At 53.2% G+C, this 16,310-nt stretch carries 13 protein-coding genes; 11 read left to right on the top strand and 2 right to left on the bottom strand.

Annotated elements, in window-relative coordinates:
* Nucleotides 1-29: 29 nt before the first annotated feature.
* The 4 genes from GPJ68_RS08410 to GPJ68_RS08425 all read left to right on the top strand — a co-directional run bounded on the left by GPJ68_RS08410 (nucleotide 30) and on the right by GPJ68_RS08425 (nucleotide 3,296).
* Nucleotides 30-1,262: a winged helix-turn-helix domain-containing protein gene (locus GPJ68_RS08410; RefSeq protein WP_049283217.1), complete on the top strand. Its 1,233-nt coding sequence runs from the start codon at nucleotides 30-32 to the stop codon at nucleotides 1,260-1,262.
* 51 nt (nucleotides 1,263-1,313) lie between these two features.
* The gene (gene ycaR / locus GPJ68_RS08415; protein WP_003035793.1) at nucleotides 1,314-1,496 is read left to right on the top strand and encodes a protein YcaR; all 183 of its coding nucleotides are present in this window, start codon (nucleotides 1,314-1,316) and stop codon (nucleotides 1,494-1,496) included.
* A complete protein-coding gene (gene kdsB, locus GPJ68_RS08420) occupies nucleotides 1,493-2,239 on the top strand; it encodes a 3-deoxy-manno-octulosonate cytidylyltransferase (RefSeq protein WP_016152452.1) in 747 nt (248 codons plus the stop codon). The genes ycaR and kdsB overlap by 4 nt, the downstream gene beginning before the upstream one ends.
* Before the next feature lie 163 nt (nucleotides 2,240-2,402).
* Nucleotides 2,403-3,296 carry a YcbJ family phosphotransferase gene (locus GPJ68_RS08425; protein ID WP_049042123.1) on the top strand — a complete coding sequence of 298 codons (894 nt, stop codon included), beginning with the start codon at nucleotides 2,403-2,405 and terminating at the stop codon, nucleotides 3,294-3,296.
* A gap of 35 nt (nucleotides 3,297-3,331) precedes the next feature.
* Here the strand turns inward: GPJ68_RS08425 and elyC are convergent, their stop codons facing one another.
* On the bottom strand, nucleotides 3,332-4,096 hold the full coding sequence (gene elyC, locus GPJ68_RS08430) for an envelope biogenesis factor ElyC (RefSeq protein WP_019076401.1): 765 nt from the start codon (nucleotides 4,094-4,096) through the stop codon (nucleotides 3,332-3,334).
* Between the two features lie 135 nt (nucleotides 4,097-4,231).
* Between elyC and cmoM the strand changes: the two genes are divergently transcribed.
* From cmoM to GPJ68_RS08465, 7 genes are all read left to right on the top strand, one after another.
* Entirely contained in the window at nucleotides 4,232-5,035 is an 804-nt protein-coding gene (cmoM, locus tag GPJ68_RS08435) for a tRNA uridine 5-oxyacetic acid(34) methyltransferase CmoM (RefSeq protein WP_049042122.1), read from the top strand.
* Complete coding sequence (gene mukF, locus GPJ68_RS08440; protein WP_016156123.1) at nucleotides 5,028-6,350, top strand: chromosome partition protein MukF; 1,323 nt, start codon at nucleotides 5,028-5,030, stop codon at nucleotides 6,348-6,350. Before cmoM ends, mukF begins: the two co-directional genes overlap by 8 nt.
* Nucleotides 6,331-7,035 (top strand): chromosome partition protein MukE, encoded by a 705-nt coding sequence (gene mukE, locus GPJ68_RS08445; RefSeq protein ID WP_016152457.1) that lies wholly within the window; start codon nucleotides 6,331-6,333, stop codon nucleotides 7,033-7,035. The genes mukF and mukE overlap by 20 nt, the downstream gene beginning before the upstream one ends.
* Complete coding sequence (gene mukB, locus GPJ68_RS08450) at nucleotides 7,035-11,495, top strand: chromosome partition protein MukB (protein ID WP_016152458.1); 4,461 nt, start codon at nucleotides 7,035-7,037, stop codon at nucleotides 11,493-11,495. Before mukE ends, mukB begins: the two co-directional genes overlap by 1 nt.
* Nucleotides 11,496-11,752: 257 nt before the next feature.
* Nucleotides 11,753-13,504, top strand: coding sequence for a L,D-transpeptidase (gene ldtD / locus GPJ68_RS08455; protein WP_016156125.1), 1,752 nt, complete (start codon nucleotides 11,753-11,755; stop codon nucleotides 13,502-13,504).
* 177 nt (nucleotides 13,505-13,681) lie between these two features.
* The gene (locus GPJ68_RS08460; RefSeq protein ID WP_016152461.1) at nucleotides 13,682-14,230 is read left to right on the top strand and encodes a YcbK family protein; all 549 of its coding nucleotides are present in this window, start codon (nucleotides 13,682-13,684) and stop codon (nucleotides 14,228-14,230) included.
* Nucleotides 14,231-14,258: 28 nt separating this feature from the next.
* Entirely contained in the window at nucleotides 14,259-14,906 is a 648-nt protein-coding gene (locus tag GPJ68_RS08465; RefSeq protein ID WP_003035823.1) for an MBL fold metallo-hydrolase, read from the top strand.
* Between the two features lie 54 nt (nucleotides 14,907-14,960).
* On the opposite strand, the gene aspC is transcribed toward GPJ68_RS08465, so the two are convergent.
* Nucleotides 14,961-16,151 (bottom strand): aspartate transaminase, encoded by a 1,191-nt coding sequence (gene aspC, locus GPJ68_RS08470; RefSeq protein WP_016152462.1) that lies wholly within the window; start codon nucleotides 16,149-16,151, stop codon nucleotides 14,961-14,963.
* Nucleotides 16,152-16,310: the final 159 nt, after the last annotated feature.

The following is a 16,310-nucleotide window of genomic DNA, read 5'->3' on the forward strand; positions in this document are numbered from 1 at the left end:
GCGGCAGCGAATCATTTATGAGGCCATAAATGTCGTTGCCGCGTCTTTCTTTGACGGATGCCCGTCATCTTCACCTTGCCGCTCAAGGGCTGCTGAAAAAAACACGCCGTCGGGCAACCCCAGCAGATATTCTTGCTACCATTTCGCGCATGTCGTTATTGCAAATCGATACCATCAATATTGTGTCGCGCAGCCCTTACCTGGTGCTGTTTAGTCGGTTGGGTGATTATTCGCCCCAGTGGCTGGATGACGCATTGCAGCGGGGCGAACTGATGGAATACTGGGCGCACGAGGCCTGCTTTTTGCCGCGTAGCGACTTTATGCTGATACGTCACCGCATGCTGGCCCCGGAGAAAATGGGCTGGAAATATAAAGCGGAGTGGATGAAAGAACATGCGCATGAGATTGAGCAACTGCTCCAGCACATCCAGCATAACGGACCAGTCCGCTCTGCCGATTTTGAGCATCTGCACAAGGGGGCCAGCGGTTGGTGGGCATGGAAACCGCATAAGCGTCATCTTGAAGGCCTGTTCACCGCCGGGAAAGTGATGGTGGTGGAACGGCGTAATTTCCAGCGAGTGTATGATTTAACCCATCGCGTCATGCCGCACTGGGATGATGAACGCGACCGGCTTTCACAGGAAGAAGCAGAAAGCCTCATGCTGGATAACAGTGCCCGCAGTCTGGGGATTTTTCGCGAACAATGGCTGGCAGACTACTATCGCCTGAAGCGTCCGGCGCTAAAAAACTGGTGCAACGTACGTGCACAGCAGCAACAGATTATTCCTGTCGATGTCGAAGGGTTAGGAACCCTGTGGCTGCATAGCCACCTTCAGCCGCTGCTGGAGCAGGCATTGACGGGTAAATTAACGGCGACGCATAGCGCAGTATTATCACCCTTTGATCCGGTGGTCTGGGATCGTAAACGGGCAGAGCAGCTATTCGATTTTAGCTATCGCCTCGAATGCTACACGCCAGCACCGAAACGTCAGTATGGTTATTTTGTCCTGCCGCTGCTGCATCGCGGGCAGTTAGTTGGGCGGATGGATGCCAAAATGCACCGCAAAACGGGCGTACTGGAAGTGATTTCGCTCTGGTTACAGGATGGCGTCAAACCTGGGGTTACTCTGCAAAAAGGATTGTTTCAGGCGATTGATGATTTTGCCCGCTGGCAGCAGGCAACACGTGTGACGCTGGGACGCTATCCTGAAGGTTTATTTGCTGATGCGCGCCATGGTTGGGAAATAGACCCAGCACGGTAAGCGATTATGTTAATATTTACGGATTCACAATCCGGTCCATCTGGAGGAACTATGGATCATCGTCTGCTTGAAATCATTGCCTGCCCGGTATGCAATGGCAAACTCTGGTTTAACCAGGAAAAACAGGAACTGATTTGTAAACTGGATAACCTTGCTTTCCCACTGCGTGATGGCATTCCCGTGTTACTGGAAACCGAAGCTCGCGTTCTGACTGCTGATGAGAGTAAATCATGAGTTTTGTGGTCATTATTCCTGCGCGTTATGCGTCCACACGTTTGCCGGGCAAGCCGCTGCTGGATATCAATGGCAAGCCGATGATCGTGCATGTGCTGGAGCGTGCGCGTGAATCTGGCGCTGAACGTATTATTGTTGCGACTGATCACGAAGATGTCGCTCGCGCGGTAGAAGCGGTAGGGGGTGAAGTATGCATGACCCGAGCCGATCACCAGTCCGGTACGGAGCGTCTGGCGGAAGTCGTCGAGAAATGTGGCTTTAGCGATGATACCGTTATTGTGAACGTACAGGGTGATGAGCCGATGATCCCGGCGGTCATTATTCGCCAGGTCGCTGAGAATCTGGCACAGCGCCAGGTCGGTATGGCGACCCTTGCTGCCCCGATTCACAGTGCGGAAGAGGCATTTAATCCGAATGCGGTGAAAGTCGTTCTGGACGCCGAAGGTTATGCGCTCTATTTTTCACGCGCGACCATTCCGTGGGATCGCGACCGTTTCGCTAAAAGCCTGGAAACGGTGGGTGACACCTTCCTGCGACATCTGGGTATTTACGGCTATCGCGCCGGTTTTATCCGCCGTTATGTTAACTGGCAGCCCAGCCCGCTTGAGCATATTGAAATGCTGGAGCAGCTACGTGTGCTGTGGTACGGCGAAAAAATTCATGTTGCCGTCGCCAAAGAAGTACCCGGTACCGGCGTAGACACTGCCGAAGATCTTGAGCGCGTTCGCGCCGAAATGCGTTAGTTTTTCTCACGACACTCCCCCTGATGACGCGAATTTTTGGGAGGAGTGTCATATCGTTACGCTTTCCCGCCACTTTTCTTTTCATCAATTGATCTCATCCGGGTGACATCTGTCTGCACGACGCTCATTATGAAAGCAGTAGCATTTATGAGGGCAATCCGAAATGGAACAGTTGCGTGCCGAACTCAGTCATCTGTTGGGTGAAAAACTCAGTCGTATAGAATGCGTGAATGAAAAAGTGGATACGGCCCTGTGGTCACTGTACGACAGCCAGGGAAATCCGATGCCACTGATGGCGAGAAGTTTCACCACGCCGGGTATGGCGCAGCAGTTGGCATGGAAAACCTCCATGCTGGCGCGCAGTGGTACGGTGCGTATGCCCGTCATTTATGGGGTCTTAACCCATGAGGAACATCCCGGTCCTGATGTGCTACTGCTTGAGCGTTTACGTGGAGTGCCGGTGGAAGCGCCTGCCCGAACGCCCGAACGTTGGGAACATTTAAAAGATCAGATCGTAGAAGGTCTGCTGTCATGGCATCGGCAGGATAGTGCTGGCTGCGTGGGAATGGTGGATAACACGCAAGAGAATATCTGGCCATCCTGGTATCGTCAGCGGGTTGAGGTGCTGTGGACCACGTTAAATCAGTTCAACAATACCGGGCTAACGATGCAGGACAAGCGGATCCTGTTTCGCACGCGTGAGTGTTTGCCTGCCTTATTTGAAGGATTCAATGATAACTGCGTGCTGATCCACGGTAATTTCAGTTTACGTAGCATGCTCAAAGACGCCCGTAGCGATCAGCTTCTGGCTATGGTGGGACCGGGGTTGATGCTGTGGGCGCCAAGGGAATATGAACTGTTCCGCTTGATGGATAATGCGCTGGCGGAAAGCCTGCTTTGGCAATACCTACAGCGCGCGCCAGTGGCGGAGTCATTCATCTGGCGGCGCTGGTTGTACGTGTTATGGGATGAAGTGGCGCAACTGGTCAACACCGGACGCTTTAATCGTTCCAACTTTGACCTGGCAACGAAATCATTGCTGCCGTGGCTCGCATGATAAACATGTGAACACCTTATCAGGCAACATTCCTGTCAATGTTCCGATCCCTTCAGCCACTGCCAGATGCGTCCCAGGGTTTCGTAACCAACGCGATCGCTGTGCATCAACCAGACGGGTGAAGGTATAGCGCGCTCCCACGGATTAAGCGGTGAATCAATTGCTAACTGATTGGCTGGCGCTGGCAGCGGATGCAAGCCGGCCTGCTGGAAGAAGATCATCGCCCGCGGTAAGTGGGAGGCAGAGGTTACCAGCAGGAACGGCGCATTGCCGATGGCCTTCTTTACCGCTGCGGCTTCTTCTTCGGTATCTTTGGGGTGATCCAGGGTGATGATTTCATTGGCTGGCACCCCCAGCGACTGCGCTACTCGGGCGCCAGCTTCTGCGGTACTGACGTTATTCGTCTTTGCGGCAGCGCCGGTAAAGATGAGCTTCGATCCCGGGTTTGCGCGCCATAGGCGAATACCTTCATTCAGACGTGGAAGGCTGTTGCTGATCAGATTTGAACTCGGCGCCCACTGCGGATTCCAGGTATACCCTCCGCCCAGCACCACAATATATTCCACTTTTTGCGAACCTTGCCACGTTGGATAACTGTCCTCAATCGGTTTCAACAGGCTGTCGGCGACGGGCTGTAAACTAAGGAGTAACAGTGCCAGCCAACTCAGACTAATACACACTTTCCCTGTTTTTTGAAAGCGACTGAACCAGACCAGCGCCAGGCCAATACCCATCATAATTAGCATCAGTGGCAGCGGCAGCATCATACCGCCAATCACTTTCTTCAGCGTAAAAAGCATCCTTTTTGGTTCCTTTTTTAACCATACAGCAGGGGATCTGAAGGGATATTACACCAGGAAGGTTCATTCTCGGCGTGGGTGTGACAAAATAGCGGTTTTACTTAGTCACCCTAAAGCCAGTATGTGGAGAGCCCGATGCGGGACCGCAATTTTGATGACATTGCAGAGAAGTTTTCCCGTAACATTTACGGCACCACCAAAGGTCAATTAAGACAGGCTATCCTTTGGCAGGATCTGGATCGATTACTGGAAACGTTCGATGAGCAAAAACTGCACATTCTGGATGCCGGTGGTGGTGAAGGGCAAACGGCCATCAAAATGGCGGAACGAGGACATTTCGTCACATTATGCGATCTGTCTGGCGAGATGATCGCCCGAGCGCAACAGGCGGCAGAGGCAAAAGGTGTGAGCGGGAACATGCATTTTATACAATGCGCCGCTCAGGATGTTGCTTCGCATTTGGAAAGCCCGGTTGATCTGATATTGTTTCATGCTGTGCTGGAGTGGGTGACAGATCCGGTCAGCGTGTTGCAGACTCTGTGGTCAGTATTGCGTTCAGGCGGCGCGCTGTCGTTAATGTTCTACAATGCTAACGGTCTGTTGATGCATAACATGGTCGCAGGGAACTTTGACTATGTGCAGGTGGGGATGCCGAAACGTAAAAAGCGCACGCTTTCACCGGACTACCCGCGCGATCCGGGGCAGGTCTACCAGTGGCTGGACGAGATCGGTTGGCAGATAACCGGTAAAACGGGCGTCCGCGTGTTTCATGATTATCTGCGAGATAAACATAAACAACATGACGACTTTGAAATGTTACTTGAGTTAGAAACGCGCTATTGCCGCCAGGAACCGTATATCAGCCTTGGGCGCTATATTCATGTCACCGCGATTAAAAGTTCGGCCCGAGCCGCAGATGCAAGGATAATTTATGAGTGAATTTTCCCAGACAGTCCCCGAACTGGTTGCCTGGGCCAGAAAAAATGACTTCTCCATCTCTCTGCCGGTAGACAGACTTTCGTTCCTGCTGGCGGTCGCGACCCTGAACGGTGAGCGACTTGACGGAGAGATGAGTGAAGGTGAGCTGGTGGATGCGTTCCGCCATGTGAGTGATGCGTTTGAGCAAACCAGCGAAACCATCGGCGTACGCGCCAACAACGCGATCAACGATATGGTGCGTCAACGTCTGCTGAACCGCTTTACCAGCGAGCAGGCGGAAGGCAACGCTATATATCGTTTAACGCCATTGGGAATTGGCATCACGGATTACTACATTCGTCAGCGCGAATTCTCTACGCTGCGTCTTTCAATGCAGCTGTCGATTGTTGCAGGTGAACTAAAGCGCGCGGCGGATGCGGCAGCGGAAGGTGGCGATGAGTTCCACTGGCATCGTAACGTCTACGCGCCATTGAAATACTCGGTGGCGGAGATTTTCGACAGTATCGATCTGACTCAGCGCATCATGGATGAGCAGCAACAGCAGGTAAAAGACGACATCGCACAGTTGCTTAATAAAGACTGGCGGGCGGCGATCTCCAGCTGTGAACTGCTGCTCTCTGAAACGTCTGGTACGCTGCGTGAACTGCAGGATACGCTGGAAGCGGCGGGGGATAAGCTACAGGCTCACCTGTTACACATCCAGGACGCCACGATGACGCATGACGATTTGCATTTCGTCGATCGGCTGGTGTTTGACTTACAAAGTAAGCTCGACCGCATTATCAGTTGGGGTCAGCAGTCCATTGATTTATGGATCGGCTACGATCGTCACGTGCATAAGTTTATCCGTACCGCGATCGATATGGATAAAAACCGCGTCTTTGCCCAGCGTCTGCGCCAGTCCGTGCAGACATACTTTGACGATCCGTGGGCGCTAACCTATGCCAACGCCGATCGTCTGCTGGATATGCGTGACGAAGAGATGGTGTTGCGTGACGAAGAGGTCACCGGCGAGCTTCCGGAAGATCTGGAATATGAAGAATTTAACGAGATCCGTGAACAGTTGGCGGCGATCATCGAAGAACAGCTGGCTATCTACAAATCCAGACAAACACCACTGGATCTCGGTTTGGTCGTGCGCGAGTATCTGGCGCAATACCCACGTGCGCGTCATTTCGACGTCGCGCGCATAGTTATCGATCAGGCGGTACGCCTTGGCGTAGCGCAAGCAGATTTCACCGGACTGCCAGCCAAATGGCAGCCGATTAATGATTACGGAGCCAAGGTACAGGCGCATGTCATTGACAAATATTGAACAAGTGATGCCGGTAAAGCTGGCGCAGGCGCTGGCGAATCCGTTATTTCCGGCGCTGGACAGCGCCTTACGTTCGGGCCGCCATATCGGTCTGGATGAACTGGATAATCATGCCTTTCTGATGGATTTTCAGGAATATTTTGAAGAGTTTTACAGCCGCTATAACGTGGAATTGATCCGTGCGCCGGAAGGGTTCTTCTACCTTCGCCCGCGTTCAACGACGCTCATTCCCCGTTCGGTCCTGTCTGAACTGGACATGATGGTCGGTAAAATTCTTTGCTATCTCTATCTCAGCCCGGAACGCCTGGCGAACGAAGGGATTTTTACCCAGCAAGAGTTGTACGACGAGCTGCTAACGCTGGCTGATGAAGCGAAGCTGCTGAAACTGGTGAACAACCGTTCAACCGGTTCGGATGTTGATCGCCAGAAGCTACAGGAAAAAGTTCGTTCTTCGCTAAACCGTCTGCGCCGTTTAGGCATGGTGTGGTTTATGGGTCACGACAGCAGCAAATTCCGTATTACGGAATCAGTCTTCCGCTTTGGCGCGGACGTGCGCAGCGGTGACGATCCGCGCGAAGCGCAGCGTCGCTTAATTCGTGATGGCGAAGCGATGCCGGTCGAGAACCGCCTGCAGCTCAACGATGAGCCCGAAGAGAATCAGCCGGACAGTGGAGAAGAAGAATAATGATTGAACGCGGTAAATTTCGCTCACTTACGCTGATTAACTGGAATGGTTTTTTTGCCCGTACATTCGACCTTGATGAACTGGTTACCACGCTGTCCGGCGGTAACGGTGCGGGTAAGTCCACCACCATGGCGGCATTTGTTACAGCGCTCATCCCGGACTTAACCCTGCTGCATTTCCGTAACACCACCGAAGCCGGTGCAACCAGTGGTTCACGTGATAAGGGCCTGCACGGTAAGTTGAAAGCGGGCGTCTGTTACTCAATGCTCGACGTCCTCAACTCGCGCCATCAGCGCGTGGTCGTGGGGGTGCGTCTGCAACAGGTTGCCGGTCGCGATCGTAAAGTGGATATCAAACCGTTTGCCATTCAGGGGCTGCCGATGTCGGTGCAGCCAACCCAACTGGTGACGGAAACGCTGAATGAACGCCAGGCGCGCGTGCTGTCCCTCTCTGAGCTGAAAGAGAAGCTTGATGAGATGGAAGGTGTGCAGTTTAAACAGTTCAACTCAATCACCGATTATCACTCACTGATGTTCGATCTGGGCATCATCGCCCGTCGTCTGCGTTCCGCGTCTGACCGTAGTAAATTCTATCGTCTGATTGAAGCCTCGCTGTACGGCGGGATCTCCAGTGCCATTACCCGTTCACTGCGTGACTACCTGCTGCCGGAAAACAGCGGCGTACGTAAAGCCTTCCAGGATATGGAAGCTGCGCTGCGTGAAAACCGCATGACGCTGGAAGCGATTCGCGTAACTCAGTCTGACCGCGATCTGTTTAAGCATTTGATCAGCGAAGCGACCAACTATGTGGCCGCGGATTATATGCGTCACGCCAACGAACGTCGTATCCATCTTGATAAAGCGCTGGAATATCGTCGTGAGCTGCATACTTCACGTAAGCAGCTGGCCGCGGAGCAGTATAAGCACGTGGATATGGCGCGCGAACTGGGCGAGCATAACGGCGCGGAAGGCGATCTGGAAGCTGATTACCAGGCCGCGAGCGATCACCTGAATCTGGTGCAAACCGCTCTGCGTCAGCAGGAAAAAATTGAACGCTACGAAGCGGATCTCGAAGAACTGCAGGTCCGTCTCGAAGAACAAAATGAGGTGGTCGCGGAAGCCGTTGACCGCCAGGATGAAAACGAAGCCCGCGCAGAAGCCGCGGAACTGGAAGTGGATGAGCTGAAAAGCCAGCTTGCCGATTATCAGCAAGCGCTGGACGTCCAGCAAACGCGAGCCATCCAATATACCCAGGCGATCCAGGCGCTGAATCGGGCGAAAGAGCTCTGCCACTTACCGGATCTGACCGCCGACAGCGCTGCTGAATGGCTGGAAACCTTCCAGGCTAAAGAGCAGGAAGCCACTGAAAAACTGCTGACGCTGGAACAAAAAATGAGCGTGGCGCAAACCGCGCACAGCCAGTTCGAACAGGCTTATCAGCTGGTGGCGGCTATCAATGGCCCGCTGGCGCGTGGTGAAGCCTGGAGCGTGGCGCGTGAACTGCTGCGGGAAGGCGTTGAACAGCGCCACCTGGCGGAACAGGTTCAGCCGTTGCGTATGCGACTCAGCGAACTGGAGCAGCGTCTGCGCGAACAGCAAGATGCCGAGCGTCTGCTGGCTGAATTCTGCAAGCGTCAGGGTAAACAGTTCGATATCGATGAGCTGGAAGCGCTGCACCAGGAACTGGAAGCACGCATCGCCGCCTTGTCGGACAGCGTCTCTTCTGCCAGCGAACAGCGTATGACGTTGCGTCAGGAGCAGGAACAGCTGCAGTCTCGTATCCAGCATCTGATGAAACGTGCGCCTGTCTGGCTGGCCGCGCAGAATAGCCTGAATCAGCTTAGCGAGCAGTGTGGCGAAGAGTTTACCTCAAGCCAGGACGTGACCGAGTATCTGCAACAACTGCTGGAGCGCGAGCGTGAAGCCATTGTTGAGCGTGATGAAGTCGGTGCGCGCAAAAATGCAGTTGATGAAGAAATTGAACGTTTAAGTCAGCCGGGCGGGGCGGAAGATCAGCGTCTGAACGCGCTGGCGGAGCGCTTCGGCGGCGTTCTGCTGTCAGAAATCTATGACGACGTTAGCCTTGAAGATGCGCCGTACTTCTCTGCGCTGTACGGTCCTTCGCGTCATGCCATCGTGGTGCCGGATCTGTCGCTGATTACCGAGCAGCTTGAAGGGCTGACGGATTGTCCGGAAGATCTCTATTTCATCGAAGGGGATCCGCAGTCGTTTGATGACAGCGTTTTCAGCGTTGATGAGCTGGAAAAAGCGGTAGTGGTGAAAACCGCCGAGCGTCAGTGGCGTTATTCCCGCTTCCCGACGGTGCCGATTTTTGGCCGTGCAGCGCGCGAAAGCCGTATCGAAACCCTGCATGCTGAGCGTGAAGGGCTGTCTGAACGTTTCGCAACGCTCTCCTTTGACGTCCAGAAAACCCAGCGTCTGCATCAGGCGTTCAGTCGTTTCATTGGCAGTCATTTGTCGGTGGCGTTTGAAGCCGATCCGGAAGCGGAAATTCGCCAACTGAATGGCCGTCGCGTTGAACTGGAACGTGCGCTGAGCAATCATGAAAATGATAATCAGCAAAGCCGTATGCAGTTTGAGCAGGCGAAAGAGGGGGTCTCTGCTCTTAACCGCCTTCTCCCGCGTTTGAATCTGCTGGCGGATGACACGCTGGCCGATCGCGTGGACGAAATTCGTGAGCGCCTGGATGAAGCCCAGGAAGCGGCGCGTTTTGTACAGCAACATGGCAACCAGTTAGCCAAACTGGAACCGATTGTTTCGGTCCTGCAAAATGACCCTGAGCAGTTTGAACAACTGAAGGAAGACTACGCGTATTCCCAACAGATGCAGCGCGATGCACGTCAGCAAGCTTTTGCTCTGACCGAAGTGGTGCAGCGCCGGGCGCACTTTAGCTATTCCGACTCTGCTGAAATGCTTAGCGGCAACAGCGATCTGAACGAAAAACTGCGTGAGCGCCTGGAACAGGCGGAAGCTGAACGTACCCGCGCCCGTGAAGCGCTACGCAGTCACGCTGCACAGTTAAGCCAGTACAACCAGGTCATGGCGTCGCTGAAAAGCTCCTATGACACCAAAAAAGAGCTGCTTAACGATTTACAACGTGAACTGCAGGATATTGGCGTTCGTGCGGACAGCGGTGCCGAAGAGCGCGCGCGTATTCGTCGTGATGAACTGCATGCGCAGCTCAGCAATAACCGTGCGCGCCGTAACCAACTGGAAAAAGCGCTGACCTTCTGCGAAGCGGAGATGGAAAACCTGACCCGCAGGCTGCGCAAGCTGGAACGTGATTATTTTGAGATGCGCGAGCAGGTGGTTACCGCGAAAGCCGGATGGTGTGCGGTGATGCGGATGGTGAAAGATAACGGCGTTGAACGCCGCCTGCACCGTCGGGAGCTGGCGTATCTTTCCGGTGATGAACTGCGCTCGATGTCGGATAAGGCGCTCGGTGCGCTGCGCCTGGCGGTTGCGGATAACGAACACCTGCGCGATGTACTGCGCATGTCTGAAGATCCAAAACGCCCAGAGCGTAAAATTCAGTTCTTTGTCGCGGTTTATCAGCATCTGCGTGAACGTATTCGTCAGGATATCATCCGTACCGACGATCCGGTTGAAGCGATCGAACAGATGGAGATTGAGCTGAGCCGTCTGACGGAAGAATTAACGTCCCGCGAACAGAAACTGGCGATCAGCTCTCGCAGCGTGGCGAATATCATTCGTAAGACCATTCAGCGCGAACAGAACCGTATTCGCATGCTGAACCAGGGGCTGCAAAGCGTGTCGTTTGGCCAGGTAAACAGCGTTCGTCTGAACGTCAACGTACGCGAGACGCATGCTACCTTGCTGGACGTACTTTCCGAACAGCATGAGCAGCACCAGGATCTGTTTAACAGCAATCGTCTGACCTTCTCTGAAGCGCTGGCGAAGTTGTATCAGCGTCTGAATCCGCAGATTGATATGGGGCAACGTACGCCGCAAACCATTGGTGAAGAGCTGCTGGATTACCGTAACTATCTGGAAATGGAAGTTGAAGTTAACCGTGGCTCTGACGGCTGGCTGCGTGCTGAATCTGGCGCGCTGTCAACGGGTGAAGCGATCGGGACCGGGATGTCTATTCTGGTGATGGTTGTGCAAAGCTGGGAAGACGAAGGGCGTAGACTGCGTGGGAAAGATATTTCTCCTTGCCGTCTGCTGTTCCTGGATGAAGCTGCGCGACTTGATGCACGCTCTATCGCGACTCTGTTTGAACTGTGCGAGCGTCTGCAAATGCAACTGATTATCGCAGCCCCAGAAAACATTAGCCCGGAGAAAGGGACCACCTACAAACTGGTGCGTAAAGTATTCCAGAACACCGAACACGTTCACGTGGTAGGTCTGCGCGGGTTTGCGCCTCAGTTACCTGAGCCGCTGCCTGGCACCGAAGATGCCTCCTCGCAGGCAAGCTAAATAAAAGGCGGCTAAATGGCCGCCTTCTTTTTTTTCCGGAAACTCTCAATAACTGGTGTAATTTCTTTAAACTTCTTTACATTAGGTTAGGCAAAAATTTTTTCATGTTTATATACTAAAGGTAAGCCTAACGCGTCACAGGCTTGCTCGTCATACTTCAGCTTGTATTGGCGTTTTACAGGTTCGGCCCCGCCAAAATAAGGGGAAGACATACGGCCTGGCTACTCAAAGTATGATAAAAAAACAGGGGGCAAGGGATGTTGCTTAATAAAATGTGTGGTCGTCGGCTGTCGGCAATTAGTTTGTGCCTGGCCGTAACATTCGCTCCACTGTTCAATGCGCAGGCCGATGAGCCTGAAATGATCCCTGGCGATAGCTCAGCGACCGTCAGTGAACAGCCAACAGCGTTATCGCAGCCGCAGGCTCAATCTTCCGCGACGGCTATCATGGCAGGTATTCAACCACTGCCCGAGGGCGTGTCAGTTGATAAAGCCCGCGCCGAATTACAATCTCAACTTCCAGCGGGCTTCACACCGGTTTATATGAGCCAACTGGAACTGCTGTATGCCGCACGCGAAATGAAACCGATGTGGGAAAATCGTGATGCGGTAAAAGCCTTTCAGCAACAGTTAGCTGAAGTGGCGATTGCCGGCTTTCAGCCGCAGTTCACCACCTGGGTTGCTCTACTGACTGACCCGGCAGTAACCGGTCAGGCGCGAGATATCGTGCTCTCAGATGCGATGATGGGGTATCTGCACTTTATTGCCAACATCCCCGTCAAAGGCAATCGCTGGCTCTATAGCGATAAGCCCTATGCGCTGACGACGCCGCCGATTTCCGTGATCAACCAATGGCAAGTCGCGCTGGATAACGGTCAACTGACTTCGTTTGTCGCCAGCCTGGCACCGCAACATCCGCAGTACGCAGCAATGCATGAATCGCTGCTCAAGCTGGTGGGCGATACGCGGCCCTGGCCGCAACTGACCAGTACCGCGACGCTGCGTCCGGGGGAGTGGAGTAACGACATCCCTGCGCTGCGTGAAATTTTGCGCCGTACCGGGATGCTGGAGTCTGTTGTCAGTACGGCTGCCAAAGAAGGCCGTAGCGCTTACGATCGTGAACTTGTTGACGCAGTTAAGCGGTTTCAGACGTGGCAGGGGCTTGGGGCCGATGGCGCGATTGGCCCTGCCACGCGTGACTGGCTGAACGTGACGCCCGCTCAACGTGCGGGCGTGCTGGCGTTAAATATTCAGCGCTTGCGCCTGCTGCCGGGTACGCTGTCTACCGGTATTATGGTGAATATTCCTGCCTACTCGCTGGTGTATTATCAGAACGGCAATCAGGTGCTGGCCTCGCGCGTTATCGTCGGACGTCCCGATCGTAAAACGCCGATGATGAGCAGTGCGCTGAATAACGTGGTCGTTAACCCGCCGTGGAACGTGCCGCCGACGCTGGCCCGGAAGGATATTCTGCCTAAGGTTTGGAATGACCCGGGGTATCTTGAGCGTCACGGCTATACCGTAATGCGCGGCTGGAACAGCAAAGAGACGATAGATCCGTGGCAGGTTGACTGGGCCACCATCACCGCCTCCAATCTGCCGTTCCGCTTCCAGCAGGCTCCGGGAGCGCGTAACTCGCTCGGACGCTATAAATTCAATATGCCGAGTTCGGATGCTATTTATCTGCACGATACGCCGAACCACACTCTGTTCCAGAAGGATTCGCGGGCGTTAAGCTCCGGCTGCGTGCGCGTGAACAAGGCATCTGAGCTGGCGAATATGCTGCTACAGGATGCGGGGTGGAATGATACGCGCATCTCGGATGCCCTGAAGCAAGGGGATACAAGGTACGTGAATATTCGCCAGAATATCCCCGTTAACCTCTACTATCTGACCGCATTTGTTGGCCCGGATGGTCGCACGCAGTATCGTACAGATATTTACAATTACGATCAGACAGCGCGATCCAGTGCACAAATTGTGTCAAAAGCTGAACAATTAATCAGATAAATGAAGCAGTTCGAGGAAAATAATTGTCGTAAGTTATGCTGGAAACGGGGCGAAATGGCTGCAAGCCCCGTATTTCCTGGGGTTGGGAGCCTTGACGTGGACTACTTAGCCAGATAAGGTTTCCCGCGTGCGCTAGAGCATACATACGATAACATTGACCTTGTAGACCTTAAAACCATGGACAAATTTGACGCTAATCGCCGCAAACTGCTGGCGCTTGGTGGCATTGCCCTCGGCGCTGCCATCCTGCCTACGCCTGCGTTTGCTACACTCTCCACCCCACGTCCGCGCATTTTGACTCTGAATAACCTGCATACCGGTGAGTCAATAAAAGCAGAGTTTTTTGATGGCAGGGGCTATATTCAGGACGAATTAGCTAAACTTAATCACTTTTTCCGTGATTTTCGTGCGAATAAAGTGAAATCCATCGATCCGGGATTGTTCGATCAACTCTTCCGTCTGCAGGGCCTGCTGGGCACGCGTAAACCCGTACAGCTTATTTCTGGTTACCGCTCTATTGATACCAATAATGAATTACGTGCGCACAGCCGCGGTGTGGCAAAGAAAAGCTACCACACGAAAGGGCAGGCCATGGATTTCCATATTGAAGGCATCGCATTAAGTAATATTCGCAAAGCTGCGTTATCTATGCGCGCAGGTGGTGTAGGATACTACCCACGCAGTAACTTTGTGCATATTGACACCGGACCGGCGCGTCATTGGTGATCCATAAGCTTAATGAAACAGGAGCCGTATGAACTATCGTATTATTCCGGTCACTGCATTCGCCCAGAACTGCTCGTTAATCTGGTGTGAGCAAACCCGTCTGGCTGCGCTGGTCGATCCCGGCGGCGATGCTGAGAAAATCAAACAGGAAGTCGATGCCAGTGGCCTGACGCTAATGCAGATCCTGCTCACCCATGGTCATCTTGATCACGTAGGTGCGGCGGCTGAACTGGCACAGCATTATGGTGTACCGGTTATTGGTCCGGAAAAAGAAGATGAGTTCTGGTTACAAGGACTTCCTGCTCAGAGTCGCATGTTTGGCCTGGGCGATTGTGAGCCGCTGACGCCCGATCGCTGGTTGAATGAAGGCGACCGGGTAAGCGTGGGTAACGTGACGTTGCAGGTACTGCATTGCCCGGGTCACACGCCGGGACATGTGGTCTTCTTTGATGAACAATCAAAGCTACTGATTTCTGGTGACGTGATTTTCAAAGGCGGCGTAGGGCGCAGCGATTTTCCTCGCGGAGATCATAGTCAATTGATTGATTCGATTAAACGTAAACTGTTGCCGTTGGGCGATGACGTGACGTTTATTCCGGGTCACGGCCCACTTTCGACGTTGGGCAACGAACGGCTACATAATCCGTTCCTGCAGGATGAAATGCCAGTCTGGTAACACCGCAGATAAATGAAAAAGGCCGCTATTGCGGCCTTTTTAGTACGCGATAGATTACAGTACTGCGACAATCGCTTCGCACAGCGGCGCCATGTTATCTGGCGTCATTCCTGCTACGTTCACACGTCCGGAAGCGACGGCATAGACACCAAACTCTTCACGCAGACGCAGAACCTGCTCTTTGGTCAGGCCGCTGAATGAGAACATGCCGTTCTGTTTGATGATAAAGCTGAAGTCTCGGTTCGCACCTTTCTCCTGCAGCGTATTCACAAACAGCAAACGCATGCGTTGGATGCGTTGACGCATATCAGTCAGTTCCTGCTCCCAGATAGCGCGCAGGGCATCGTTGCTCAGGATGGTTGCCACAACCGACGCACCGTGTGCTGGTGGGTTGGAATAGTTGGCACGAATGACGGATTTCATCTGGCTAAATGCGCGGTCGACGGTTTCAGCATCGGCTGCAACCAGAGTACAGGCGCCTACGCGCTCATTGTACAGACCAAAGTTCTTGGAGTAGGAGCTGGCGACGATCAGCTCTTTGTGCAGCGCAGCGAATGCGCGCAGACCTTCTGCATCTTCTTCCAGACCGCGGGCAAAGCCCTGGTATGCGAAGTCAAACAGCGGCAACCAACCTTTTTCGACAGAAAGCTGAGCCAGCGTTTGCCACTGCTCCAGCGTAGGATCGATACCGGTTGGGTTATGGCAGCAGCCGTGGAATAACACCACGTCGCCAGCCTGCGCTTCGCTGAGGCTTGCCAGCAGCGCATCAAAGTCTAATGAGTGATTCGCGGCATCGTAATAGTTGTATTCACGAACTTCCAGACCGGCAGAGTTAAAGACGCTCTTATGGTTTGGCCAGCTTGGATTGCTCACCCATACGCGTTTAGCTGAGGTGTTTTTTGCCAGGAAATCAGCGGCCACACGCAGTGCGCCAGTGCCGCCAGGGGTCTGTGCTGTACGCGCACGTTTGTCGTTGATAAGCGAACTTTCTTTACCAAACAGTAATTCCTGAGTGCAGCGACCAAACTCTGGAATACCGTCGATGCCAAGGTAATTTTTGGTGGTTTCATTTTCCAGAATATATTGCTCGGCTTTTTTAACGCTGGTCAATACCGGCGTTTTGCCTGTCTCATCTTTATATACACCGATCCCAAGGTTTATTTTTCCTGGGCGGTCATCGGCACGAAACAAATCAGCCAGACCCAAAATGGGGTCGGCAGGAGCGGCAGTAATGTTCTCAAACATGACGAGGTTCCATAGTGATTACAGAAGGGAAGTCCGCTATCAGGTTAACGGTAGATTTACAAAATGCCAACCGTTACTGACGAAAAGCCGAGGTGTTTTTTTAAGACGCAAGAATCCGCTAGCAGAGATAAAAAAACAGGACCGAAGTCCTGTTTTTTA

This window comes from Citrobacter sp. 172116965 (assembly GCF_013458095.1).
In the GTDB taxonomy this organism is placed as follows: domain Bacteria; phylum Pseudomonadota; class Gammaproteobacteria; order Enterobacterales; family Enterobacteriaceae; genus Citrobacter; species Citrobacter braakii.